At 21.1% G+C, this 25,383-nt stretch carries 35 protein-coding genes; 13 read left to right on the top strand and 22 right to left on the bottom strand.

Going from position 1 to position 25,383, the window contains the following annotated elements; translation table 4 throughout:
* Nucleotides 1-6: 6 nt before the first annotated feature.
* From AAHM89_RS04555 to AAHM89_RS04525, 7 genes are read left to right on the top strand one after another with little or no spacing between them, the layout of a single operon-like run.
* Nucleotides 7-486: a hypothetical protein gene (locus tag AAHM89_RS04555; protein ID WP_342265970.1), complete on the top strand. Its 480-nt coding sequence runs from the start codon at nucleotides 7-9 to the stop codon at nucleotides 484-486.
* Nucleotides 487-489: 3 nt separating this feature from the next.
* Nucleotides 490-840, top strand: coding sequence for a hypothetical protein (locus AAHM89_RS04550; protein WP_342265969.1), 351 nt, complete (start codon nucleotides 490-492; stop codon nucleotides 838-840).
* A gap of 43 nt (nucleotides 841-883) precedes the next feature.
* The gene (locus AAHM89_RS04545) at nucleotides 884-2,551 is read left to right on the top strand and encodes a hypothetical protein (protein ID WP_342265968.1); all 1,668 of its coding nucleotides are present in this window, start codon (nucleotides 884-886) and stop codon (nucleotides 2,549-2,551) included.
* A 4-nt stretch (nucleotides 2,552-2,555) separates the two neighbouring features.
* On the top strand, nucleotides 2,556-4,016 hold the full coding sequence (locus AAHM89_RS04540) for a phage terminase large subunit (protein WP_342265967.1): 1,461 nt from the start codon (nucleotides 2,556-2,558) through the stop codon (nucleotides 4,014-4,016).
* A gap of 11 nt (nucleotides 4,017-4,027) precedes the next feature.
* Nucleotides 4,028-5,389 carry a hypothetical protein gene (locus tag AAHM89_RS04535; protein ID WP_342265966.1) on the top strand — a complete coding sequence of 454 codons (1,362 nt, stop codon included), beginning with the start codon at nucleotides 4,028-4,030 and terminating at the stop codon, nucleotides 5,387-5,389.
* On the top strand, nucleotides 5,319-8,225 hold the full coding sequence (locus AAHM89_RS04530) for a hypothetical protein (RefSeq protein ID WP_342267080.1): 2,907 nt from the start codon (nucleotides 5,319-5,321) through the stop codon (nucleotides 8,223-8,225). The genes AAHM89_RS04535 and AAHM89_RS04530 overlap by 71 nt, the downstream gene beginning before the upstream one ends.
* 54 nt (nucleotides 8,226-8,279) lie before the next feature.
* Entirely contained in the window at nucleotides 8,280-8,537 is a 258-nt protein-coding gene (locus AAHM89_RS04525; RefSeq protein WP_342267079.1) for a hypothetical protein, read from the top strand.
* A 53-nt stretch (nucleotides 8,538-8,590) separates the two neighbouring features.
* On the opposite strand, the gene AAHM89_RS04520 is transcribed toward AAHM89_RS04525, so the two are convergent.
* From AAHM89_RS04520 to AAHM89_RS04445, 16 genes are all read right to left on the bottom strand, one after another.
* The gene (locus AAHM89_RS04520) at nucleotides 8,591-9,445 is read right to left on the bottom strand and encodes a DUF3800 domain-containing protein (RefSeq protein ID WP_342265964.1); all 855 of its coding nucleotides are present in this window, start codon (nucleotides 9,443-9,445) and stop codon (nucleotides 8,591-8,593) included.
* 145 nt (nucleotides 9,446-9,590) lie between these two features.
* Nucleotides 9,591-9,857 (bottom strand): hypothetical protein, encoded by a 267-nt coding sequence (locus tag AAHM89_RS04515; RefSeq protein ID WP_342265963.1) that lies wholly within the window; start codon nucleotides 9,855-9,857, stop codon nucleotides 9,591-9,593.
* A gap of 3 nt (nucleotides 9,858-9,860) precedes the next feature.
* A complete protein-coding gene (locus tag AAHM89_RS04510) occupies nucleotides 9,861-10,145 on the bottom strand; it encodes a hypothetical protein (RefSeq protein ID WP_342265962.1) in 285 nt (94 codons plus the stop codon).
* 3 nt (nucleotides 10,146-10,148) lie between these two features.
* The gene (locus tag AAHM89_RS04505; RefSeq protein WP_339047164.1) at nucleotides 10,149-10,331 is read right to left on the bottom strand and encodes a hypothetical protein; all 183 of its coding nucleotides are present in this window, start codon (nucleotides 10,329-10,331) and stop codon (nucleotides 10,149-10,151) included.
* Complete coding sequence (locus tag AAHM89_RS04500; protein ID WP_342265961.1) at nucleotides 10,331-10,501, bottom strand: hypothetical protein; 171 nt, start codon at nucleotides 10,499-10,501, stop codon at nucleotides 10,331-10,333. Before AAHM89_RS04500 ends, AAHM89_RS04505 begins: the two co-directional genes overlap by 1 nt.
* Nucleotides 10,501-10,662 carry a hypothetical protein gene (locus tag AAHM89_RS04495; protein ID WP_342266041.1) on the bottom strand — a complete coding sequence of 54 codons (162 nt, stop codon included), beginning with the start codon at nucleotides 10,660-10,662 and terminating at the stop codon, nucleotides 10,501-10,503. Before AAHM89_RS04495 ends, AAHM89_RS04500 begins: the two co-directional genes overlap by 1 nt.
* Nucleotides 10,662-11,264 carry a hypothetical protein gene (locus AAHM89_RS04490; RefSeq protein WP_342265960.1) on the bottom strand — a complete coding sequence of 201 codons (603 nt, stop codon included), beginning with the start codon at nucleotides 11,262-11,264 and terminating at the stop codon, nucleotides 10,662-10,664. Before AAHM89_RS04490 ends, AAHM89_RS04495 begins: the two co-directional genes overlap by 1 nt.
* A gap of 2 nt (nucleotides 11,265-11,266) precedes the next feature.
* A complete protein-coding gene (locus tag AAHM89_RS04485; protein ID WP_342265959.1) occupies nucleotides 11,267-11,545 on the bottom strand; it encodes a hypothetical protein in 279 nt (92 codons plus the stop codon).
* Entirely contained in the window at nucleotides 11,538-11,705 is a 168-nt protein-coding gene (locus tag AAHM89_RS04480; protein ID WP_342265958.1) for a hypothetical protein, read from the bottom strand. Before AAHM89_RS04480 ends, AAHM89_RS04485 begins: the two co-directional genes overlap by 8 nt.
* A 104-nt stretch (nucleotides 11,706-11,809) precedes the next feature.
* Nucleotides 11,810-12,580 carry an ERF family protein gene (locus tag AAHM89_RS04475; protein ID WP_342265957.1) on the bottom strand — a complete coding sequence of 257 codons (771 nt, stop codon included), beginning with the start codon at nucleotides 12,578-12,580 and terminating at the stop codon, nucleotides 11,810-11,812.
* Nucleotides 12,580-12,759, bottom strand: coding sequence for a hypothetical protein (locus tag AAHM89_RS04470; protein ID WP_342265956.1), 180 nt, complete (start codon nucleotides 12,757-12,759; stop codon nucleotides 12,580-12,582). The genes AAHM89_RS04475 and AAHM89_RS04470 overlap by 1 nt, the downstream gene beginning before the upstream one ends.
* Nucleotides 12,760-12,774: 15 nt before the next feature.
* Nucleotides 12,775-12,984 carry a hypothetical protein gene (locus AAHM89_RS04465; protein WP_342265955.1) on the bottom strand — a complete coding sequence of 70 codons (210 nt, stop codon included), beginning with the start codon at nucleotides 12,982-12,984 and terminating at the stop codon, nucleotides 12,775-12,777.
* A 2-nt stretch (nucleotides 12,985-12,986) separates the two neighbouring features.
* Nucleotides 12,987-13,169, bottom strand: a complete 183-nt coding sequence (locus AAHM89_RS04460; protein WP_342265954.1) for a hypothetical protein — start codon at nucleotides 13,167-13,169, stop codon at nucleotides 12,987-12,989.
* Nucleotides 13,159-13,317 carry a hypothetical protein gene (locus AAHM89_RS04455; protein ID WP_342265953.1) on the bottom strand — a complete coding sequence of 53 codons (159 nt, stop codon included), beginning with the start codon at nucleotides 13,315-13,317 and terminating at the stop codon, nucleotides 13,159-13,161. The genes AAHM89_RS04460 and AAHM89_RS04455 overlap by 11 nt, the downstream gene beginning before the upstream one ends.
* 134 nt (nucleotides 13,318-13,451) lie before the next feature.
* Nucleotides 13,452-13,943, bottom strand: a complete 492-nt coding sequence (locus AAHM89_RS04450; RefSeq protein ID WP_342265952.1) for a hypothetical protein — start codon at nucleotides 13,941-13,943, stop codon at nucleotides 13,452-13,454.
* A 726-nt stretch (nucleotides 13,944-14,669) separates the two neighbouring features.
* Nucleotides 14,670-14,912 (bottom strand): hypothetical protein, encoded by a 243-nt coding sequence (locus tag AAHM89_RS04445; RefSeq protein ID WP_342267078.1) that lies wholly within the window; start codon nucleotides 14,910-14,912, stop codon nucleotides 14,670-14,672.
* Between the two features lie 187 nt (nucleotides 14,913-15,099).
* Here AAHM89_RS04445 and AAHM89_RS04440 point away from each other — a divergent pair, with 187 nt between their 5' ends.
* From AAHM89_RS04440 to AAHM89_RS04425, 4 genes are all read left to right on the top strand, one after another.
* Nucleotides 15,100-16,077 carry an IS3 family transposase gene (locus tag AAHM89_RS04440; RefSeq protein WP_342265776.1) on the top strand — a complete coding sequence of 326 codons (978 nt, stop codon included), beginning with the start codon at nucleotides 15,100-15,102 and terminating at the stop codon, nucleotides 16,075-16,077.
* A 110-nt stretch (nucleotides 16,078-16,187) separates the two neighbouring features.
* A complete protein-coding gene (locus tag AAHM89_RS04435; protein ID WP_342267077.1) occupies nucleotides 16,188-17,045 on the top strand; it encodes a hypothetical protein in 858 nt (285 codons plus the stop codon).
* 4 nt (nucleotides 17,046-17,049) lie between these two features.
* The gene (locus AAHM89_RS04430) at nucleotides 17,050-17,172 is read left to right on the top strand and encodes a hypothetical protein (RefSeq protein WP_255495924.1); all 123 of its coding nucleotides are present in this window, start codon (nucleotides 17,050-17,052) and stop codon (nucleotides 17,170-17,172) included.
* 20 nt (nucleotides 17,173-17,192) lie between these two features.
* Nucleotides 17,193-17,951 carry a hypothetical protein gene (locus tag AAHM89_RS04425; protein ID WP_342267076.1) on the top strand — a complete coding sequence of 253 codons (759 nt, stop codon included), beginning with the start codon at nucleotides 17,193-17,195 and terminating at the stop codon, nucleotides 17,949-17,951.
* Nucleotides 17,952-18,124: 173 nt separating this feature from the next.
* Here the strand turns inward: AAHM89_RS04425 and AAHM89_RS04420 are convergent, their stop codons facing one another.
* From AAHM89_RS04420 to AAHM89_RS04410, 3 genes are all read right to left on the bottom strand, one after another.
* The gene (locus tag AAHM89_RS04420) at nucleotides 18,125-18,532 is read right to left on the bottom strand and encodes a transposase family protein (protein WP_339045908.1); all 408 of its coding nucleotides are present in this window, start codon (nucleotides 18,530-18,532) and stop codon (nucleotides 18,125-18,127) included.
* A 23-nt stretch (nucleotides 18,533-18,555) separates the two neighbouring features.
* Nucleotides 18,556-18,978 (bottom strand): transposase family protein, encoded by a 423-nt coding sequence (locus tag AAHM89_RS04415; RefSeq protein WP_339045912.1) that lies wholly within the window; start codon nucleotides 18,976-18,978, stop codon nucleotides 18,556-18,558.
* A gap of 121 nt (nucleotides 18,979-19,099) precedes the next feature.
* A complete protein-coding gene (locus AAHM89_RS04410; RefSeq protein WP_342267075.1) occupies nucleotides 19,100-19,369 on the bottom strand; it encodes a hypothetical protein in 270 nt (89 codons plus the stop codon).
* Nucleotides 19,370-19,653: 284 nt separating this feature from the next.
* On the opposite strand from AAHM89_RS04410, the gene AAHM89_RS04405 reads away from it, so the two are divergent.
* On the top strand, nucleotides 19,654-20,574 hold the full coding sequence (locus AAHM89_RS04405; protein WP_342267074.1) for an Mbov_0401 family ICE element transposase-like protein: 921 nt from the start codon (nucleotides 19,654-19,656) through the stop codon (nucleotides 20,572-20,574).
* Here the strand turns inward: AAHM89_RS04405 and AAHM89_RS04400 are convergent.
* Nucleotides 20,571-21,548 carry an IS3 family transposase gene (locus AAHM89_RS04400; protein ID WP_342265776.1) on the bottom strand — a complete coding sequence of 326 codons (978 nt, stop codon included), beginning with the start codon at nucleotides 21,546-21,548 and terminating at the stop codon, nucleotides 20,571-20,573. The two genes, AAHM89_RS04405 and AAHM89_RS04400, sit on opposite strands and share 4 nt — an antisense overlap.
* A gap of 247 nt (nucleotides 21,549-21,795) precedes the next feature.
* Between AAHM89_RS04400 and AAHM89_RS04395 the strand changes: the two genes are divergently transcribed.
* A complete protein-coding gene (locus AAHM89_RS04395; protein ID WP_342267073.1) occupies nucleotides 21,796-22,020 on the top strand; it encodes a hypothetical protein in 225 nt (74 codons plus the stop codon).
* Between the two features lie 184 nt (nucleotides 22,021-22,204).
* On the opposite strand, the gene aspS is transcribed toward AAHM89_RS04395, so the two are convergent.
* Nucleotides 22,205-23,947 carry an aspartate--tRNA ligase gene (gene aspS / locus AAHM89_RS04390; RefSeq protein WP_342267072.1) on the bottom strand — a complete coding sequence of 581 codons (1,743 nt, stop codon included), beginning with the start codon at nucleotides 23,945-23,947 and terminating at the stop codon, nucleotides 22,205-22,207.
* Complete coding sequence (gene hisS / locus AAHM89_RS04385) at nucleotides 23,931-25,223, bottom strand: histidine--tRNA ligase (protein ID WP_342267071.1); 1,293 nt, start codon at nucleotides 25,221-25,223, stop codon at nucleotides 23,931-23,933. The genes aspS and hisS overlap by 17 nt, the downstream gene beginning before the upstream one ends.
* Between the last annotated feature and the right edge of the window lie 160 nt (nucleotides 25,224-25,383).

The raw sequence follows: 25,383 nt of genomic DNA, 5'->3' as shown, positions 1-25,383 counted from the left end.
GGTTAAATGGAAATTCAAAAACCAGAGTGAAAAACAAGTTATTTAATTCCTTTTACTCGTGGTAGAAGAGATTATATTAAAGATAGAAAAATATATGATTTTAGTTTATTAAATGATATTCAAAAATTAAGAAAAAAACAATTAGATTCAATTAATTTATTATCATTTATATTAATATCTTTAATTATTACTTTATGAAGTACATTACCACAAATAATAATATTACCTAAATGATTATCATTTACAAAATTAGGTATGGAACATGTAGATTGAAAACATAATTGAGGTAATGCAATATGATTAACAATTGTACCTAGTATTGGTGGATTTGGTTTACATCATTTACCAAATAAAGCACCATCAAGAATTAAATTTATATTAAATTTAATAATTAAAATAATACCAATTTTAATATTAATTATTATTTGATATTTACCAAAAATAGAAAAAGAAATAAGAAAAATAAAAAAAGAAAAGGTGGAATAAAAAATGAATTTATCTACAACAGTAATATCAGCAGTATTAAGTGGAGCAGTTGCTAGTGGAGTAATTGTAACTATTGTTTTATTATTTTTATCAAAATTTATTAAAAAATCAAAACAATCAAATTTAGCAAAAGAATTAAAAAATAATAAAGAATTAGAATTTATTAAAGCAAATATTAAACAAATAAATTCTCAATTACAATTAGAAACTACATCAATTGCTAAATCTTTAGATAGTTTTAATAATGATGAAGAAAAGCAAGAAGTATTTAAAAATACTATTATTAGTCAAAGAGCTTCTAAAAAAGAATTATCAGAAAAAGATAAGAAAAAAGTAACTAAATTTAAAATTTAAAGGGTTTAAATACCCTTTATTTTACATTAAGGAGTAAATTATTATGGCTATTAAAGAACCATTAATGTTTATAACAATTGAAGAATTTAAAAATTGAAAAGGTTTTAATAAATTAGAATTTGATGATACTACAACACCAGATAATGAAATTTGATTTGCTATTTCAGTTGCAAGTAATAATATTGATTATTTAAGTGGACATTCTATTTCAAAAAAATGACCAGAAACTACATTAACAGAATTTACTGATGAAATACAAACTGCAACTGCATATTATGTTAGATTTTTATTAACAAAAGATAGTAATTATATTCGTGGTCAATCAAGTATTAGTCAAGGTGGTATGACTTATAGTGAAACTAATCCTACTGACCCTTATTTTATTGTTCCAGAAGTATTTAATTGTTTAAGAAAAATTAAAGAATATCCAAATATTACTGGTTTTAATTTAGATGTTTTACCTAAAAGAAATGATTTTTTTAGTAATTTTTATAGTAATTATGGTGAAGATAGTCCTTTTACAAGATATTTAGAATTAATAAATTTAAAAACAAATGATACAAGAGTAAAAATATATCCTAAAAATCCTAAATATTTAATTGGAACTCAATTATGAATTGATACTACTGGTATTAAATCATTTGATAATTTAACAACAATTGAATTATTTACTAAATATTTTAGTAATGATACTATGAAATTAGTTGATGGTAAAGAAGGTCAAGAAAAGAAAGTTATTAGTGCTACTGGTGGTAAAATAGATTTATCTGATTATTATAAAAAATCTGTTTTTATGAAAGGATATTTTACATATAAAGATGATAGAGACCAATTATGAATAAATGATGTTTCAAATAGTTCTCTTGCTATTTCATTATTACTTAATAATAGATATGATAGATTAGAAACTACTAATAAAACTATTGTTGGTGCTATTAATGAAATAAATAAAAAACAAGTTAAAGAAAATTGAAAAGTAATAGGTAAAAGTATAAATAATCGTAAATATGGTGATTTTAATCTTGCTTTTAATACTCTTTATAGAGTAATTATTACATGGGAATCTCCACCATTTCATCAAGTAAATACAAGAATAACAGTAGAATTTAAAACAGGTAATTATTTAGGTGGAATACATGGAAGTAAAATATTTCTTACAAAAGGTTTAATTAATAATGAAAAAGGTATTTTATATTTACAATTATTAGATATTAATAAATGACAATTAATTTTAGAAGGTGGAAATGAAAAATATGCAAATATTTTTTCATTAGAAGAATTACAAAATACAGTTAAAGTAGATATTATTCAACCTATAAAAATTACAAGTCATACTTTAAAAATAAATGAATTAAAAAATAATGAGATTAATATTGAATTACCAAATACTCCAACACCAACTCCAAATATTCCACAATGAAAAGAAGTAGGAACAAAAGTTAATATAAATCATATTAAATATACTTTTAAATCAAATACTAAATATAAAATTTATTATAATTTTGAAAGTCAATCAAGTAATAAGAAATTTGCTTTTATGTCTAAAGAATTTTTATACGGTGAATTGAATACTGATGTTCAAACATTATATTGAGATAAAGTTAATGATAGAATAATAATTTCTTTACAAATGCAAAATGATACCATTGCTATTGTTAGTGACCCTACAAGATATGGTCAACTTTTAAAATTAGAAGAATTACAGGAATAATATTATGAATAAAGAATTTACTTATTTACATGAAATTAGTTATTGATTATTAAATAAAAGTGATTTTACTCATAGTGAATATAATTTAAGTGGAAGTCGTTATTCAAGTAAAACATATAGTATTGCAGAAGAATTAGCAATATTAATTGCTATTTCAATTAAAGTTAATAAATCAATTGCTATATATTGTTTTAGAAAATTAAATAAAGATATTAATGAATTAACAAAAGAAATTGATGAAGCATTAATTAATATTGGTTTTGATTATAAAGATTTTACTTTAAAATATCCAAATAAACAAGCAGATTTTCGTTTTAAAGGTAGTAAATCATTTATTAGAGTTATGGGTGTATATAGTAATAGTAATGATAGAATACCACTTAAAGGGCTTTCTAGAAGTGAAATAAAAGGTTTTGATTTAGCAATTGAATGATGTGAAGAAGCAAATGAATTTAGTCAAGCAGAATTTCAAGCAATTACTTTTGCATTAGGTAATGCTAAAAAAACTATTAAAATAAGAAGTTGTAATCCAGATAATATTTATCAATATTTTATTGAATATATGAATAAACGTGTACCTTTTAATTTAGATTTAATGAAAGAAAATAATGAACAAATTAAATCAATAGAAGAAAATCAAATGTTTAAATTATTTCATTATTCAAATTGAAAATTAAATGAACATAATTTAAAACAAGATAAAATTAATGATTTAGAAGAATTAAAAGAATTAGACCCTATTAAAGCACAAAGTTGATATTATGGTGTACCTAGTGTTTTAACTGGTTCTATATTTGCAAGATATTTAGATAAACTTAAAACTGAATTAGATTTTAATGTTAATGAAATAGTTGGTGGTTTAGATTTAGGTTTTGCTACAAGTTCACAAGCACATCCTACTGTTGCTGTTTTATGTTTTATTGGTGAAAATGAAAAAACTAGAAGAATACATCAAGAAAGTGAATTTTATCATAGTAATGCAATAATGCAATTTAAAAATACATATGAATTAGCAAATAATATTATTGATTATTATTTAGATGAAAGTATTAAATTTCAAGCAATGAAATTTGGTTTTACTTGTTATGTTGATTATGGTAGTGGTGGATTAGCAGTTATTGATATTTTAAAAAAAGAAGTAGAAAAAAGACGAATTAATTGATTACATTTTACTCCAGTAGATAAAACTACAATGTATTTAAGAGATAGAATTGATTGAGATACTATTTGTATGATTAAAGGTATATTAAGTATTAATTGAAAAAGATGTCCTAATACACATGAAGAATTATCAAAAATGCAATGATTAGCAAAATCTAAATTAGAAAATTCAAATAATGAACCACAAATGCTTGATTTATATGATAATTGTTGAGACGCAAGAATGTATGCTTCAATGCATAAAATGAAATGATTAATTAATAATATTAATAATGAATTATTAATTAATAAAAATAAATTTTAGGAGTGATAAAAATGAATAATCCATTAGAATATCTTTCTTGTAATAGAAGAGAATGATATAGTGATATTCCTATGAGAATTGCTCAAAAATCAACTAAATTATGATTAGGTAAAGGTTTATTATTTGATAGTGAAAAAGATGAAATTTTAAAATATTTTACTAATAAAATTATTAGTGATAAATGATTTGAAAAATTATATAAATTTGGAATTCAAGAAAGTTTACTTGGAAAAGTATATATAATGCCTATTATTTATAAAGATAATAGTACAAGTTTAAAAGTATTACCTAATTCATTTGCTGGTAGAGTTGCTAAATATAATGAAGAAGAACAATGTGCAGAATTCTTTTTTATAAATGAACAAGCAGATAGTGCAACATTAACTTGAGTAATTGCTGAAAATGGAAAAATAAGATTTGAAACTTATAAAAATGATAATAAAAATGAAAAAGAAATTATTTTAGGAACAGCACATACAAAATTAAAACCAGAATTAACACCAAAATATAGTTATGAAATTAAAAATCCTTGAAATTATTTACCAATATTAGAAATAACAAATTTACCAATGGTTAATTTTTATGGTAATTCAACAACTTTAAATGCATATCCAGATACTTATCCAGTTTGAAATTTAATTGAATATTATCATAAATCTTATACTCAAAGAAATGTTGATAGAGATTTAAATGTTACAACTTTATTTGGTGCATTTGATAATGAAACTGTTAAAAATATGATTGAACATGGAAAAATTATTGATAATCCTAAAAAAAATATTGTAGTTAATGTTGGTACTGCTGGCTATAATAAATCTGGTGCTGGTGGTATGGAAGTTATACAAGGTAATTTTAAAGCAAGTAATTATATTTTAGATAAAGATGATTTAGGTAAAGATATATGAAATGGTGCAGGTTATGATTATAATGAATTTTCTGGTGTAAATTATGAAAATAAAACTAAATCATTATTTAATAATAAAAATGATATGGAAACTACAGAAACTAAAATAAGTCATTATTCATATTATTTTTATAGATTTTTTGATATGTTATTAATTCATGAAAAATTATGAGATGGTATTGGAGATAGACCTTATTCATTTAAATTTTTACCTATTGCTATGACTGACCAATTATTAAAACAAGAAATGATTAGTCAAAGATTAGCAGATAGAACAATGTCATATACACAAGCTATTGCTGAATTAGATGAAGTAACAAAACAACAAGCAAAAAAACATTATAAAGAAATAATAGAAGAAGATAAAGAAGAAATAAAATTATTAGGAGATAATCAAAATGATACATCAACAAATTCAATTAATGAAACATCTACATCTTCAATTAAAAAGACAACAATTGCTAATTAAAAGATGTAGTTTTTGAAAAATATTTCCATTTGTTATTAATAATGGAGCAATTCCTTTAACTGAAACTGGTTATAAACCAATTAATAGTAAAATTAGTGATTTTGGTCAATATGAATTAATATTAACTGGTACTACTCCAGTTGTATGTATTTGAAAAAATAGTACAAAAATATATCAAAAAAATAAAGGTAAAATTAATGAAGAAATACATAAAGTTAATGGTCAAGATGAATTTTATACAAAACAATATAAAATTGGAGATTATTGAAATGCTTATTTAATTGATGATACAAGTGGTGTTGATTTTAGTAATTTACCAAATAATCAAATATTTAAAACAGTACAAACAAAAAGACAATATACTTTAGTAATGTTTGAAGAACATATTACAATTGATGATTATTTACAATTTTTTGTTGTATTTAATGATGAAAATGAAAATATTGGTGGTAATAGTGGTAAAAATCAAGATAGACAATTATTATATATTTCAAATGTAACAAATTATTATAGTCCTTATAATGGTGCATTTAGTATGCAAGTATTAACTTTTAGTAGTTTAAATGATAGAGTAATAAGTAGTGGTCAAAATACACTTGATTTTGTACAGTATGCAAGTCCGGGTAGTGGTTATGCTTTCCCTACTATTCAACAAGGAAAAGTAACTTTAAATCGTACTTTAATGAAAGATATTGGTGTACGTTATAGTCATAGACAAAGTTATGGATTAGAATTATTAACAAGTTGTTATTATTATGGAAGACCAATAATTCAAGGTCAAGAACCTATTCAACAAAATAATGAAGAAATATTTGAAAGTAAAGTATTTGCTTCTAGAAGATTATTTATTGCTGGTAATAATGAAAAATCTACAACTGATATTAAAAATAATGGTGGTTTACTTGCTGGTATAAATGATAAAATAACAACAAGTAGTCATCCAGAAACTACATTTTATAATATTATGGACGCAAAACCAACTGGATTTACTCATTATGATACATGACAAAAATTTTTAGAAGCTAGAAAATTTGATATGTTAGCTCAAAAAGATTTTCAAGGTATATTAACATGTAATAAACAATTAGCAATAAATAGTAATGGTGATGCTATTGGTAAAGCAAAATTCTTTTGAGATAGTGAATGAAATATAAATAATTTACAAGGTGAATATAATGTTGATATGTCAAGTAATTTTAAATATAAAGACCCAGATACTGGATTAGTTATTGGTTCACCAACTGTTGATTATAAAAAAATAAGTCAAAAATATATGTCAGCAATATTAAATTTTAATAGTGTAGTATTTAGTTCATTAATTCAAATGCCTTATGATAGTGTACAATGATTACCATTTGCTTTAAGTTCAATACCATTAGTAGGTAAATTATTAAATGCTTTAACATTAGGTATTCCAGTAGGATTTATTATTACTCAAAATTCTCAACAATATAAAAATATGCCATTTTTTAATGGTTTTATGAGTGCATTTTTTACAAGTAATTTAAGTTCAATTACTGGTAATAATGATAAAGATTGATTTATACCTTTAAATGTATTTAGTAATTCAAGTGAGTTTGCATTAGGTAAAATGTTAGGTTCACATGTTTCAACAACTGCTATGACAATGAAATTAAGTGATAGGGTATCAGTATATCCATGAGACCCTACTACTGGTAAGAAATTAACTACAAAAGAACAAATAAGTACAGTTGATTTATCACAAAAGAAAAATAATAAAGTTTATATATTAGCAGAAGATACTGAGTTTTTAGATATAGCAAGTCCTTTTACAAATGAAGATAAAGATTGTCAATGAAATCCAACAAGTAATGGAATTATTGATGGTTCAAATTATGCTTATATTATTGATACAATTGTAACTCAATCATTACATCAAGGTGAAGAAAGACATACATTTTATAGTGATAATCCTTTTACTTATCAAGGTGATTATAATGAAATATCAGTTGCTCAATTTCGTTATAATAATATGGGTTATTTAACTGGTAATGCTTTTAATTGAACAACTTTATATAAATTAAATCATGATGAATATTCAGAAAGTGAAGAAACTACATTTAGTTATCCAGCAAAAATATTACCACCAAGTCCTCAAAATATAGCAAAATCAATAATTATTATTTCAGATTTAAAAGTAGAATTAAATTATAATGATATACCATTAGTAACAACACCTAACAATTCTATTACTGATAATACTGAAGAATGATTTAATAATAATAGTGCAGTTTCTAAAAATATAGATATTGATATTAAATCAAAACTAGACCCTACATTATTAATTAATACTTTTAATGATTTAAAAAGATTTTATAAATCAGTAACTATTTATTATAATTATAATGTAAACTCTGTAAGTGATAAACATGGTAGTGGTTATAATACTAAAGAAAGTTTTAATCCAGCAAAAGAATTAAATAGTTCGATTGAAATTAATTTAAATGATTTAATATTTTCAAAGTCAATACCTAATATTGATAAAAAGAAGCATTTTGAAAAAGGTAAAATTGGTAGTCATTCTTCTGGATATGCTTATGCTTATTATCAAGGTAATAAATCACAATATAATTTAGTAACTTATCAATTCACAGTAATTGCTGGTACTGAAGCAAAAATTAATAATAATAATCCGATTGGATTTGATATATTAAGTAATTCAAAAGATAATTTAAATTGAAAAATAAATATTTTTGTTACACCCTGTAAAGGTCATGTAGAAACTATTATAGATTTTGGTGAAAATTCTTATGCTAAAATATATACAAATCAAGAAGTAGCAAGTATTTATAAAATAATTTTAAATGCAAGATAAAAATAGTATATAATTATAATAATTTAAAATATTATGATATGGAGAATTTTAAATATGATTGAACTATGATTAGCAGATGTAATAATACTTTCAGTAATGTTTGGATTAGTATTTTTATTATTAATTACATGTAAAGGTCATGATTTATGTCATAGACAAAAAAAAATGGGTATATTTTTTATGTTTATTTCATTAAATATTATTGGTTTATTTTGAGCAAATAAAATATTTAAAAAAGAAAATCCAAATTTTAAATTTTTAGATATTTTCAAAAGAAAATCTAACCAAAATAATATTTCACAATCTAATTAAAAAGTTACCAATTAAGGTAACTTTTTTTATATAAAAAGAAAAAGGAATAAAAATTATTCCTTATCTTGTTGGGCAGCTTGCCTGCTCTCTAAGAACACACCAGCAACTTTATTTCCAGTAGTATTTACCTGACTAGACTCTGACCAACAGCATTTTATATCTAATATACTATTATTATATATAATTACCGGAAACTTACAAGCAATTATATTAAATTCAAAATTTTCAAATATATTTAATAATTGTTTTGCGTCTTTATGTTTATTTAAATATTTATTACAAAAATTTGCAATAATATCACATGCCTGTATACAATTATATATTTTAGAATCTAAGTATTTTACTTTATTAATGATTATATTTTTTGTTCTTAAAAATCTAATTATTCCATTTTTTGAATAATTTTTATTTAGATATGATTTTAAATTAATTGCATCTATTTCTTGAATAGGTTGTGTATAAATATCATCAATATATAAATTTATATTTGAATTAGGTAATATAGTTTTATTTTCAATTAATTTTTTTATTAATAAAGCAATTAATTCATTATTTTTTAATTTTGCATGTTCTTCATCTGAAGTTGGTAAAATTAAATCTTTTTTGCATGTTCAAACGCAAAATAAATTATCTATTATTTTGTATTTACTAATTAAATTTTCTATATCTGCTTTTTTATAAGGACTTTTTTTAAATTTAATATATTTTTTAGCAATATCATCTCCTTTTATTTCAGATTTTTTTGTTACTTTCTTTTTTGCTTCAATAAAACTTTTAATAAAATTATTTCTTTTATTTTTATTATTAAAAATAATACCACCATAAATTACATGTTTATCGCTTTTATTAAGAAATTTACCACTATCATCTAAATATAATCAATATTCATTTATATTATTATTACTCATAAATAAAAACTCATTCCCATTTTTTTATTTGTTAATAATATTATAAATCAAAAAAAATAAAAAAGAGAAATTATTTAGGAATGAGTAATTTCTCTTTATTAATTATATCATATTTTCTATATTAAATATAGATTATTTAATTATTTTATTCATCATCATCATTAATTTCTATTTGAGAATTATGATGATGACATTGTTTACATTTTTCTATTTTTTCTCAAATTTTTCTATTAATATTATAATCATTTAATAATTCTTCAAATTCTTCAATATTATTTTTGTCAATATGCAAATCTTTAAAATTTAAAGTAAAATCTCCTTCACCTGAAAAATGACCAACACTTACATCATAATGTTTTTCTTTTTTTCATTTATTTAAAAATTCATCTATTGTACAATTTATCATTATCATTATTTACTCCTTATTATAATTTAATCTTTCTTCTTTTGTTTTTGGAAAATGATTATAATTTTGCATTAATTGATTATCTGGTGCAACAAATACTTCAATTTCTAAACTATCTGGGTCTAACTTATATGATAATACTTTTCAGTCTGCTAATTCATAACCTAATAAAGTACGGTCATCATCTAATTCACTATTTCCACCATTTCATGAAAAATATATTTCTTTATCTTCAGTAAATATTTTAAAAACATTATATTTATCACTATATTTTAAAAAGTCTCATAAATTCATTATTTACTCCTTATTTTTAATTTCTTTTATTTTATTTTTAAATTGTTTTTTATGAAAATAACACATATTAAAAAATTGAACAGCACTATCTTCTATATTTCCAATTTTTAAAGTAACTAATACTTTACTATTACAATCTTTAACAATACATTTAAGTAATACTTTTTCTTGTTTTTGTTTTTGCATTATTTTACTTCCTTATTTAATTTATTTAAATAATTATTTAAATAAATAATAGTTACATCTTTTTTTATTTGTTCATTACTATAAAGTAAATACATATGTAAAAAAGAAGCTCTTTCATCTAATAATTTATTAATTTTTGTTATTTTTTTTAATTTAAAATTCATAAACATTATTTATTCTCCTTAATTTTTATACCATTCATATTTAATTCTTTTTCTAAATGTTTTTTACAAAAATATAAGTTAAATGAAAAATTATCGTTACTATATGCTTCTAATTTCATAATTTTTCGACTTCCTACTGCTCTTTTTTCACACAGTAAACATTTCATTATTTATTCTCCTTATTTAAATAATATCAACCAATTAATAAACTATCTGCTTCATCATGATTTGATATTGTTATATTTCAATTATTAAAAGTAATTAAATCTTTAACTAATATTAAAGAATATTCTTTTTTTCAATTATTATAATTTATTTCTATATTTTTATAATTTTCTTTATATCATTTCTTTCATTCACTTGGACTTATTAACATATCTTTTGTTATTAATTTATTAAATTGACCAGCAATAAAACCTCTTAAATGTTCTTGTGTTTCATAACCAATACCATTTTTACTATGAAAAGTACCACGTTCTATAATTAGATTAAAGTTGGATTTTGAATTTTTACTTCCTAATTGAAAATCTAATTCTTTTTCTATTTGATTAAGTATTAAATAATTAAAGTTATTATTATAAATATAATCTGATTTACTAATTTCAACTCCAGTACTATATTTTTTAAAACTATAACTTTTAATTAATATTGGTTTTCATCTAAAATAAGTAGGATAAGATTTAATATCATTTTGATATCATTGTTTTTCTCATAATGTAAATCCAGTATTTTTAATACTTGGGTCAATTGAAAGTAAATAATTATTCATTATTATTGTCCCTCTCTACAAACAAAATAAGATTTTGCTTTTTCTAATCCTAAATAATAACCTTTTAACATTTTTTTATTTTTATATTTTTTTAATAAATTTTCAACTTTTGCCATTTCTTCATTAATTCAATCTAATACATCATTATCAGTAATACTTTTACACTCATCACATTCACTTCTTAATTTATTACCAACATAATAAGGAAAATCTAATTTATATTTCTCTTCTAATAATTGACATTCTTTATATGTAAATATATAGTAATTTTCTTTATTCATTATCAAACTCTCCACATTTTATTTTATTAATTAAAATTTTAATAAAATCAATTGAACCTCTTAATTTATTTAAATAATATATGTCTTTTTCTTTATTATATTGTTCTATATCACTATCTAAAATTATATTTAGTCAACTAATTAATTTTTCTTTATTCATATTATTTTTTCTCCTTTTTTTTATTTAAATTTATAACTAATATTTTTAAACAATTCATACATCAATAATTAGTTAATCAAATTCTTTTATTACAATATTTACATTTATTCATAATTTCTATATTCACTTTTATTATTATTTTTTAAATTTTTAAATCTTTCACGAATTTCTTTAAATTTATCAAATAAAGTTTTTAAATAATTTTCACCCATTAATATTAAAAAATCTTTATTATTATTTGGATTTAATCTTTCCATATCTTCTCTTATACATTCATCAAATAAAACTGTATTTGTAATCATATATTTTTCAAAATAATCTAATTGTTTTTCACTTGGTTCTCATTTTTCATTTTGTATTTTTACATTATTATTAATATAATTATTTTGTTGTTTATTATTTTGAATTAAATTAACATTATCATTATCTGGGTCAAGTTCATCTTCACTTAATAAAAGTAAATTCATTAAAAAATATCTATAAGCATAAGTTTCTGCACTACCTTTTGCTTTTGCTATATCTGTATTTTTAGCACAAGCAAAAATATTAAAATCTTCTCTAAATTCTATATTATCTAAATCAATAATTGAATATTTTTTTTGATATGAAACTTCTATTTCTTTTGTTACATTTTGTATTTTATTATTATTTTTATCCATAAATTCTTTAATATTTTCTATTTTATTTATATTCATATTTTCTGAATTATCTGAATGTAAAATAAGTATATTTAGTTCTCTACATAGTCCTTTTAATTTATTAAAAATATCACTTAATAATCAATATTTATAATTACCATGAGTATTAAAACCATTTTTAGGTGTACTACCAATTTCTAATTGTAATTTAAGTATTTTTTTATATAAATTATTCATTATTTATCACTCTTTCTATTTATTGCATTTTTTATTAAATCCCTTACAAAATCATTCATAGTTATATTTCTTTCATAACAATATGTTTTTAATTCATAATGATCATTTTTAGTAAGACGAATTTTTAAATTTTTAATTAATAATTTATCTTCATGTTTTTTAAGTGCTGCTGCTACCATATTTATTTATCTCCTTTAACCTTTAAAAATTCTTTTATAATCAATAATTGCTTGTTCTAATTTATTTACATCTTCATATGTAAAATAATCATTACTAATGTTTAATTCATAATCATCATCAATTCTAACATCTAAACTATTTTCATATTTACTATTAAATTCTTCTTGTAATTCTTCAAATTTTTCTATTAATTTTCTTGCATTTTGTAATTCTAATCTATTCATATTTACACTCCTTTAAAATTTTCTAATTGTAATTCATTAATATAATATTCATATAAGTAATCTCAATTATTTGATGTTAAATACATATCTTCTTCAATCATTTCATCAATACATTTATTACAATAATATGTTTTTTCTAATTCAGAAAATCATATATATTTTTCATTATGTATATTACATTTCATTTTTTTCACCTATTAATTTATAAAAACATTTATTACAAGTTCTATTTGCAAATGATGAATTTTTATTACATATATCACATGAACCAAATATTTTTTCAATTTCTTCATATTTTAAATATATTCTTTTATCTTCTTTTAAATTCAACATAATTAATTACTCTCTTTCTATAATTTTTAATATTTCTTGTATTTCAATATATTTTTTATTTTTAAGTAATTTTTCATTACATAATTTTTTTATTAATTCTATTTTTTCAACATTTAATAACATATTAATTTCCTTTAATACTTTAAATAAAATATTTTTTCATTATGAGTATTTATATCTTTCATTGGTGTAACAATATAATTTATTGCTAAATCATTATCATTATATGGATTATTTATTTTAAAACTTTTCATATCTTGTTCTCATGTAATGTTATATTTAAAACATTCTTGATTTTTATCATTTGTAAAAATATAATAACCATTATATTGTTCATAAAATTCACAAGATATTAATTCATTTTCATTTGTAGTAATATCTGGAATATTTTTTATATATTTTAAAACTTCACTACCTTTAATACTTTTCATATTTTCTGTAATTGAATTTTTACCTAATTTATAATCAAAATTTTCAAATATTTTTAATGCTATTTTTTTATTATTTTCGTCAATACTAGTATATTGTTTAGGAAATCATGTTTCATATTCACCAATTTCTAATAATATTCCACCATTAGTTGATTCTTGTATTTTAGTTTTTAAATCTAAACTAATATTTGGCATATAATATTCCTTTCTAATACGTATTTTTACGTATAAGCCTTATCACCTACAGTGATAAAAGGCTTATATATATATTTTTATTAATACGTATACGTAATATATTGTGCTTTCACTCTTGATGAGTGAAGCACATATACGTAAATAAAAAATTATATTTAATAATTAATTTATTTATGTTATGATATTATTGATGAGGTATGTATGTAATATATAACCCCCCTTATGTGTAATAATTTATTAATAATTAAAGAACAGGGTTTATGGTTATTGCATTTCTATACAAATTTAATTTCAATTTCATACAATAACAATTCAATAAAAATAAATAAATTACTCTTTTATACTCATGTAGTAGTATTTACATTTAGTACTCACAATTAGAATATCTACGAGAGTTTTAAAGTTTTTTTATTTAACAATTAAAAAATGAGAGTTTTATCTCTCATTTATATTTTTATTAAATCTAACTAAGGTTGCAATACGTCCTAAATTAACTAAATCTAATATCAGAATTACTAATAGTCAAATAGAACAAAAGCAAATAATAATTGAAAATATTGATGTTAATATTGATAAAGTAACATTATTATATGATGTTGATTTAATAAAGTTTATTGCTACTAATAGCACAAAAAAATATACACCAATAATTCATAATATATATCAATATCAAGGAACTGGTACACCAATTGAATTTATAGCAGAAGATAGTATTGATAATGATTATTATACAAAGCAAGAAACTAATGACTTATTAAATAAAAAACAAGATAAATTAATTGCTGGTGAAAATATTAAAATTGAAAATAATGTTATTAGTACTAGTAGTAGTGGTGGTGAATCATTATGAGAAGTTAATAAAGATAATCCTAATTTTATTAATTCAAAAGATGATAAAGGTATTAGTGCTAATAATAAAAGAATTATTGATGTTGGAACACCTACTTTTGAAACTGATGCAACTAACAAAGAATATGTTGATAATAAAATATCAGATTTAACTAATTATTATAAAAAATCTGTTTTTATGAAAGGATATTTTACATAGCCACTTAGCCCTTTTTACTAGACCATTAATTTAAAAAACCTGAATGTATTCTAAAAACAATTGTGTTATATAATTAACACTAATTTTAACCTGAAAGGATTTTTATTAATGGATAAAATTAAACAAATAGCATTAGTAATTAACAAATTAAATATCAAAGAAAAAATTAAAATTATTGATGATTGTAAAAATCAATATTCAATTAGAAACCTATGTCAATATCTTCAATTAAACAGATCAACATATTACTTTTTAAAAAATAAACAAAAACCTATTAAAAAAGAAGAAAATCATATTATTAAATGCAATCATAAATATCAAAAAATATGCCAACTTTTAATCGAATTTCATTCTACAAGAAAAGGCAGAATTTATGGATATTTAAGAATTTTTTCAGCTTTTAAAGAGTGATTAAAACAAGAAAAAAATATCATTTTAAATATAGAATTATCAATAAAACAAATGCGAAAAATTATGAAAGAACACAATATTCAAGGATTAAAACAAACTAAAAATAACTATCCTAAAAACAAAAAAAATCCAAATAAGTGAATACCTACAATGGATAAAGTAAACAAAGATTATAAAAGTACAACCTCTTCAAATCAAATTTGATCAATGGACACTAAACAAATAAATACTAAAGAAGGATGATTATATCTTTTTGTAATTATTGATTTTTATTCAAATAATGTTGTTAGTTATAATATTGCTCCTAATAAATCATATCAGGATTTAATTCTTCCTGCTCTTGAAAAAATCAACAAACAATTTTCTTGAAATCAAGTAAAAAATGTTATTTTACATTCAGATAACGCCAACGAATTTTATTGTCAGGATATCACAAAATGAGCAGAGGATAAACAAATAATTTTAAGCAAAAAACAACCTTATGATATTGGTGGTAATGTATTATCTGAAAACTGATTTTCTCATTTATCTCAAGAATGACTACCTAAAGGATCAAATCAATATTTATCCATCAATGAAGCTATAAATGATGTAAATCAATATGTTATGTTTTATAATTATGAAAGAATACATTCTAAATTTCTAAAACCACCAATTTTACAAATTAAAATTTAGAATTTTATATCAAAAATGGTCCAGTAATTAAGGGCCAACCACCATATAAAGATGATAGAGACCAATTATGAATAAATGATAGTTCAAATAGTTCTCTTGCTATCTCATTATTGCTTAATAATACTTATGGAAGATTAGAAACTAATAATAAAAATATTGTTGGTGCTATTAATGAAATAAATAAAAAACAAGTTAAAGAAAATTGAAAAGTAATAGGTAAAAGTATAAATAATCGTAAATATGGTGATTTTAATCTTGCTTTTAATACTCTTTATAGAGTAATTATTACATGGGAATCTCCACCATTTCATCAAGTAAATACAAGAATAACAGTAGAATTTAAAACAGGTAATTATTTAGGTGGAATACATGGAAGTAAAATATTTCTTACAAAAGGTTTAATTAATAATGAAGAAGGTATTTTATATTTACAATTATTAGATATTAATAAATGACAATTAATTTTAGAAGGTGGAAATGAAAAATATGCAAATATTTTTTCATTAGAAGAATTACAAAATACAGTTAAAGTAGATATTATTCAACCTATAAAAATTACAAGTCATACTTTAAAAATAAATGAATTAAAAAATAATGAGATTAATATTGAATTACCAAATACTCCAACACCAACTCCAAATATTTCACAATGAAAAGAAGTAGGAGAAGTTATAACAGATAAAAATAATAATAATCAAAATTTTATAAAATATATATTTAAAGATAAAACACATTATAGAATATATATAAGTTATGGTGATTATACAAGTAAAGAAAATAATAAAAATTATAGTTGACAAATAATTAATTTTTATTATCAATTAGATACAAGCGTTGTAAAAAGTAGTTTATGAATAGCGAATAATAACAATAACCAACAAACTGAAATTAATATTTATAACAATAGAATAATGTGGGGTATGGGTAGAGATTATATTTTTAAAAAATTAGAAGAATTACAGGAATAATATTATGTTTTTTAAAATTATAAAGATTATTTTAGGTTTAATTGGAGTAATTCTATCATCAGCAACTGCTGGTTTAATTATATTTATTATTGTCAAAATTATATTAAAAATTAATCAAATATTTTAAAAAGAAAGGTGGTGAATATTATGTTAGGTAGATTTTTTAGAAAAGATAAAAGTAATATTAGTGATAATCAAAATGAAAAAGTAAAATTTTTAACTAATAAAAATAAAAGTACTCATGCTTCTATTTTAAATTATTTTGGTTTTAATGACTTTAACCATGAAACTTATTTCACTGATTTTGTAGCAGAAAATAATGCTAATTTATATAATGCTCCATTAGAAATTAATAATGAAACTATTAAAAAATATTTAATTCAAGAAGAATTTTATAGAAAAAATTGAAATTCAATTTTTAAGTTAAGTAAATTAGGAATTAGCGGTTATTTAATTTATATTGCTAATGATGATTTATATTTTCAAGTAGTTGATATACAACAAAGAGTTTATGATATTACTGGTAAATTAATTCAATGTACTATTTTTTATGATAATTATGAACAAAATGCACAAATGGTAAGATTATTTGAAATTTATACATTAAATAATGAACAAGTAACTATTAATCGTGCAATTTATAGTATTAGTGATAATAAAAAACAATTTCCATTAGATTTTAAATCATATATTAATAACGCTAATTTAGAACAAGAACAAACACTAAATATTAACTATATACCAATAGCAATTATGAGAAATAAAGCAAATGAACTAGCAGATTGTAATAAAGTAATGGATAAAATTAAAGCATTAGATGTTATTTATGAACAAATTGTTTTAGATACCATTTTAAATTCACCTAAATTTATATTTAGGACATATTCCGTAATTAAATTTAATTAATTGTCAATAAAATTGTTTTAAAACTATTTAGTGTTATTGAATATAGAAATAAATATTTTTTGAAAAAATAGTTTAAAAAATGAGTTTACATTTTAAACAAAAAATTGTTAATAATATTTTTATATTAACTCGATAAAAATTTAAATTTTAAAAAAATATTTTTAATATTTTTTTTATTTTAATGGTTTTATTTTATTAAAAATTTCACAAAGTAAGTTAAATCTTAAGTACATAAGTCTAAATTTAGATTTTCTACATTTATTTACTAAAATTTTGAATCTTTTCAATCAAGCAAAGACATGTTCAACTTTAATTCTAATTTTAGATACAATCTTATTGTATTTTCTTTCTTGTTTAGTTAATTTTTTATTTTTAGTTCTTTTAATTGGTATTATTGTATTTTTATAAATATTTTGTATACCTTGATATCCTAAATCACCAATAATTATTGTTTTTTCTGAAAATTCAAGATTTGAATTTTTTAATATTTGAAAATCATGCACTTTACCATTATCAGCAAAAATATCAACAATTTTTTTATTAAAAAAATCATATACAATTTGAAATTTTATAGAATACATTCAACTTTTACCAAAAAAATATTCTAACTGTAGTTTTTTTTAGTTGGTCTTTCAATTTCAATCTCAGTTGAATCAATTAAATAAAATTGAAATTCATTTGAATTTTCTTGTTTTTTATCAATTTTTAATTTATATCTTTCTTTTAAAAATTGGTAATCTTTGTGGTTACTAAGTTTATTTTCTACTCAAGTAATATTTCGAAAACAACTTGATGGGCTCATTTTAGATTTAATACTCATTTGAAAAAAAGTATAATATTCTTTTCAGTATAATAAAGTCATCATTAATCTTTCTTCTACTGAAAGTTTATTTTTTCGACCTTTATTTTTTTCTAATTTTTCTATTTCAATTAATTTTTCTAACATTTCATTAAAATGAAAACGTTTTATACCAAAATATCTGTAAAATTCTTCATTTTTTAATTTTTTTAAATTTTCAAAAATCATTTTTATCAACACTTTTCTAAATTTATTGTTAATAACAAAATTATAAAATAAATTTTAAAATTATTAATTGACTTTTAAAAAATTTAATTACGGAATATGTCTATAATAAATTTCTCCTTTTTTAAAATTTATTTAACTTTTTTTTGGAATTATACTTTTTATTTTTTTCATTTTCTTGATAAATAAATTGTATTGTTACTACATCAATAAACTGTTCATATAATTCAGGATTTTCTTTTCATTCTTCTACTATTTCATCTGAAATTAATTGGTCATCAAGAAAATTTGAAAACTTAATATGATGTTCACTACAAAAAACAGTAGGCTCATTAGTAACAGATATTATGTCATTCTGACATTTTTTTATAAAACATTTAATTATTTTTTTCATAAACTCTCCTTTTTCCTTAATTTTACTTTTAAATTGTACTATTTTTGATTATTTTTACAAGTATGCTTTTAAATGCAAAATAACGCCTAAATTAAAGGCGTTTATTTTATGAGACCTATACTATTAATTATATTGAAATTGTTTATTATATTTTAAATATGAAAGTGGTTTTTTTATTTAATTTTAAATTACACTTATATATGTATATAATAAACAAGTAAATTAATATTTTAAATTATTTACAATAAATTTTGATTTTTTTAAAATAGTTAGGAGAAGTAAATGTGAATTTTAATTATAAATGAAATTTTAGAGAACAAAGTGCAAAAATTGATAAATTAGTTTTAAAACATATAACAAATAAATGAGAAAAAATAGATTGAAGAATAAAAAATACAAGAGATAAAAAGAAATATAAAATTGTTGATTATCAATATCGAACAAGAAAAATAATGTATGGATTAGTAACTTATAAAAGAAGAATTTATGAATATTTTGATGAAAAATTACAAAAATGAGTTCGTGTTTGTTTAGTTGATGAAATACTAGAACTGCCAAAATATAAAAGAATAGGTGAAGATATTGAACAAACTATTATTGAATATTTTGCTGATGGAAAAAGATACAGAGATATTTGAGATATTATAAAAAAAGCAAATATTAGTCTTAGTTCTATTCATAGAGTTTTTAAAAATTTAGAAGTAATTGAAGCAAATACAGTAAAAGTAAAATTAGAAAAAAATCAACCTATTTTTGTTGCTATTGATGATGGTCACCGAAAATTTTGAAATTTTAAACGTAAAGGTACAAAGCATTCTATGCGATTAATAGTAACATATACAGATAATATTAATCATAAAGTACAAAATAAAAGAGTAAAGGCAATTATAAGACCAACAAAAACAGCAATTGGCGTTAAAAAAACTGCTGAATTTGTTAAAGAACATTGTCAAAAATTTTATGAAAATATTGAACAAGCAAAAATTATTATTTGTGGTGATAGTGCAGGATGAATTAAAGAAGTTGCTGATTATTTAGGTGCACATTTTGTTTTAGATAAATTCCATTTAATTAGAACATTATATCTTGGTATAATGGCGGGAAATAAAGGAAAATATTTAAAAGAATATAATTATTGTAAAAAGCCACTTGCCACTTGGTGGTTGGCCCTTAATTACTGGACCATTTTTGATATAAAATTCTAAATTTTAATTTGTAAAATTGGTGGTTTTAGAAATTTAGAATGTATTCTTTCATAATTATAAAACATAACATATTGATTTACATCATTTATAGCTTCATTGATGGATAAATATTGATTTGATCCTTTAGGTAGTCATTCTTGAGATAAATGAGAAAATCAGTTTTCAGATAATACATTACCACCAATATCATAAGGTTGTTTTTTGCTTAAAATTATTTGTTTATCCTCTGCTCATTTTGTGATATCCTGACAATAAAATTCGTTGGCGTTATCTGAATGTAAAATAACATTTTTTACTTGATTTCAAGAAAATTGTTTGTTGATTTTTTCAAGAGCAGGAAGAATTAAATCCTGATATGATTTATTAGGAGCAATATTATAACTAACAACATTATTTGAATAAAAATCAATAATTACAAAAAGATATAATCATCCTTCTTTAGTATTTATTTGTTTAGTGTCCATTGATCAAATTTGATTTGAAGAGGTTGTACTTTTATAATCTTTGTTTACTTTATCCATTGTAGGTATTCACTTATTTGGATTTTTTTTGTTTTTAGGATAGTTATTTTTAGTTTGTTTTAATCCTTGAATATTGTGTTCTTTCATAATTTTTCGCATTTGTTTTATTGATAATTCTATATTTAAAATGATATTTTTTTCTTGTTTTAATCACTCTTTAAAAGCTGAAAAAATTCTTAAATATCCATAAATTCTGCCTTTTCTTGTAGAATGAAATTCGATTAAAAGTTGGCATATTTTTTGATATTTATGATTGCATTTAATAATATGATTTTCTTCTTTTTTAATAGGTTTTTGTTTATTTTTTAAAAAGTAATATGTTGATCTGTTTAATTGAAGATATTGACATAGGTTTCTAATTGAATATTGATTTTTACAATCATCAATAATTTTAATTTTTTCTTTGATATTTAATTTGTTAATTACTAATGCTATTTGTTTAATTTTATCCATTAATAAAAATCCTTTCAGGTTAAAATTAGTGTTAATTATATAACACAATTGTTTTTAGAATACATTCAGGTTTTTTAAATTAATGGTCTAGTAAAAAGGGCTAAGTGGCGGTATAAATAAATCTGTTTCTTCTTTAACTTTTGACAATGATGATAATATTTATGCAGGAGTTTGAACCGGTTCATATCAATCTCCTAGTAATGGTGAAGTTTACAAATGTTTAGCAGAAGAAACAAACTTTAAACCAATGTCTGGAATAAAAGGGGGAGTACTATCATTAGTTTTTAATAAAAATACAAATTTTTTATATGTTACTACATGAAACGGAGATGGAAAAACTAAAACTAATGATGGTTCACTTTATAAATGCTTACCACCAAATAATGTCTTTACTTTAGTTCAAAAAAATTTACCAGCTATATGACATCTAAAAACCAAAGATAGTGAACCATTTATTGAACTTGAATATTAACAAATATCAAAAAAAATATAATTGAAATTAATAATTATTAATTTAACATTATTGAAAAATTGATTTCAATTAAATTACATAATTAATCTCTAATGAAAAACAATTTAATTATTTTTCATTAGAGATTTTTAATATTTATATTTTCTAATTTTATTAAACTTCTAATCACTTTAAAATTAAAATTTTACTTCTTAAATTCCAAATTTAATATTGATAACTGATCAGATGAAATTTCACTAGGACTATTTGTTAATAAACAAATACCACGATTATTTTTAGGAAAAGCAATAGTATCACGAATTGATTCATTCTTAATTAAAATCATTAATAAACGATCAATGCCAAAAGCAATACCACCATGTGGAGGAACTCCGTAATTAAAAGCTGATAAGAAAAAACCAAATTTATTTTCAATTTCTGTTTTACTTAAATCTAATAATTCAAAAATCTTTTTTTGTAATTTATAATCATGAATTCTAATGCTCCCACCAGCAATTTCAAAACCATTTAAAACCAAATCATAAGCATCTGCAGTTAAAGTTCCTAAATCTTTATTTTTTATATCTAATAATTTTTCAGGATTTTTTGGACTTGTAAAAGGATGATGACAAGCTTGTCATTTATTTTCTTCCTGTTCAAACATTGGTCAATCAATAATTCAAATAAATTCAAAGTTTTCAATATTATTCATAAAATCTTTATGATTAATTCGTTTTGACAAATCATTAATATAAAAACTTCTAATAGCACCCATAACTTTATTAGCAACATCTTGTTGTTCATATACGAAAATTAAAAAATTATTATTATATTTTATTTTTGATATTTCTTCTGCTAAAACTAAATCATCAAACTTTACTTTAGAATTATTATGAATAATTTTTTTCTTAATTAAGTCATAAATTATTAATGTTTTTCCTCCATACTGATTGCTAATTTCTGTTATTTTTTTTATAGTTGTTTCATTCATTTTATCATTAACTATAAAACCCTTATAAATAAATCCATCACTATTATTGTTAATATTAATATTTATTAACTTACATGTACAACGCAAATCAGGTTTATCACTACCATATAAATCCATTGCTTGATCATAGGTAATCGATGAAAATGTTGAGGGAATATTACCAATTTTTAAAGTATTAAAAAGACTTATTATCATATTTTCTACTATTAATTTAATTTCTTTACTAGTAGTAAATGCCATTTCTAAGTCTAATTGTTGAAATTCGGGTTGTCTATCAGCACGAAAATCTTCATCACGAAAACATTTAGCAATTTGATAATATTTGTCAATACCTGATATCATTAATAATTGCTTATAAATTTGTGGTGATTGTGGTAAAGCATAAAAATGTTTTTTTTGAATACGAGCAGGAACTAAAAAATCACGAGCACCTTCTGGTGTTGATTTTGTTAAGCAAGGAGTATCAATTTCTAAAAAATTATTTTGATTCAAAAATGTTCGTAAGCAACTAAGAACTTGGTGTTTAAATTTAATATTATAATTCATTGCTGGTCTTCTTAAATCTAAATAGCGATATTGTAAACGTAATTCTTCACTAGCAAGCGTATTATCATTTTTAATAACAAATGGTAAATTAATAGAATTGCTTAATATTTCAATATCTTTTGCTACTACTTCAATCATATCATTAGCAGTTTTTGCATCTTTATTTTTTCGTAAGACAACTGTTCCAATTACTTTTAAAACAGATTCAACTTTAACATTTTTTATTTCTTGATAATATCCGTTATCTGGTTTAACAATGACTTGTGTTGTTCCATACATATCACGTAAATCAATAAAAATACCAAATTTATTAATACGAATATCTTTAACTCAACCACTAATAATAATTTCTTTTGTAATATCACCCTGCGTTAAATTACCACATGTATGAGTTCTAAAGAGTTTTTCCATATTCTTCATTCTCCTCTAATAATAGATTTTTAACCTTACTAAGCAATTGCTGTTCAGTATCAAAAATTAATTTTATCATTTCTTTTTTAACAAAAGAATAAAAACTAACCTGATTTTTTTCTTTTAAAAATAGTATATTTTTGGCTAAACTACGATCAATAATCTGTGACTTATTTTTATCTTGATATAAATTATATTCCATATCAATATGATAATTTTCTTTACGTAATTGTAATAATAAATCGGAAGCTATTATTAATCCTAATTCGCTTAAAGCAATAATTTGTAAATCAATAATTGGTGGTTTATTAATATTTTTATTTTCTACCAATAATAACATTAATCTTTCAATACCAATTGCAAAACCAATAGCAGGTATTTTTAATGGTGAGCCCAATTCATTAAATAAATTATCATATCTACCACCACCAAGTAAAGTATTTTGACTTTCACCAATTCGTGAATCAATAGTAGTTATTTCAAAAATAATACCATTATAATAATCTAAACCACGAACTAAATGCTCATCAATAATAAAATTAACTTTATTATTTTTTAAACTATTAATAATGGTTGTAAAATATGTTTTTTCTTCATTAGTTAAAAAATCATTTAAATATGGTATTTCTAAATTTAATTTAGTACAAATTTTACAATCAAGAACTCTTAGTGGCGATACTTTAACTCTAATTTTACAATTTTCACACAATTGCTTACTTTGATTTAATAATTGTTCTTTAAGTGCTATTTGGTATTTATTTTTTGTTTCATTAGATCCAAAATAATTAATATTTAAAGTTAAATTTGGTATTGAAAAACTTTTTATCATTTCTAGGGCCATCATCATTACTTCAACATCAACTAAAGGATGTTTAACACCAACAGTTTCGATACCAAATTGATTAAATTGACGTTGACGCCCTTTTTGAGGTCTTTCATATCGAAACATTGAACCATAATAAAAATACTTTAACGTTTGCTTAGATTTATATAATTTATTTTCAATTATAGAACGAACAATACCCGCTGTTCCTTCAGGACGAAGAGCTAATAATCTATCATTTTTATCATTAAATTGATAAATTTCTTTCTGAATAATATCAGTTGTATCTCCCACGGCTCGTAAAAATAGTTGAGCATTTTCAAAAATAGGAGTAATAAATTCTTGATAATTATATTTAATTGCACACTGTGTTAAAGATTTAATAATATTACGATATATAATAACCTCTTCATTATACATATCACGTGTTCCTCTTGCTTTTTGAAATTGCATACTTTTTTTACTCCTTTTAATAAAAAATAAATCTTCTAAAAAAACGTTCCTTTATTTTAGGAACGTTTCTTAACGCGGTACCATCCTAATTCATTTACAAAGTAAATGCACTTAATTATAATTTATCATATTTAATTAATTAATAATACAAGCTATTTAA

The sequence above is a fragment of the Spiroplasma endosymbiont of Villa modesta genome (assembly GCF_964030925.1).
In the GTDB taxonomy this organism is placed as follows: domain Bacteria; phylum Bacillota_I; class Bacilli_A; order Mycoplasmatales; family VBWQ01; genus Spiroplasma_E.
The sequence above is the reverse complement of the archived record's forward strand: the minus strand, read 5'-3'. Positions and strand labels throughout refer to the sequence as shown.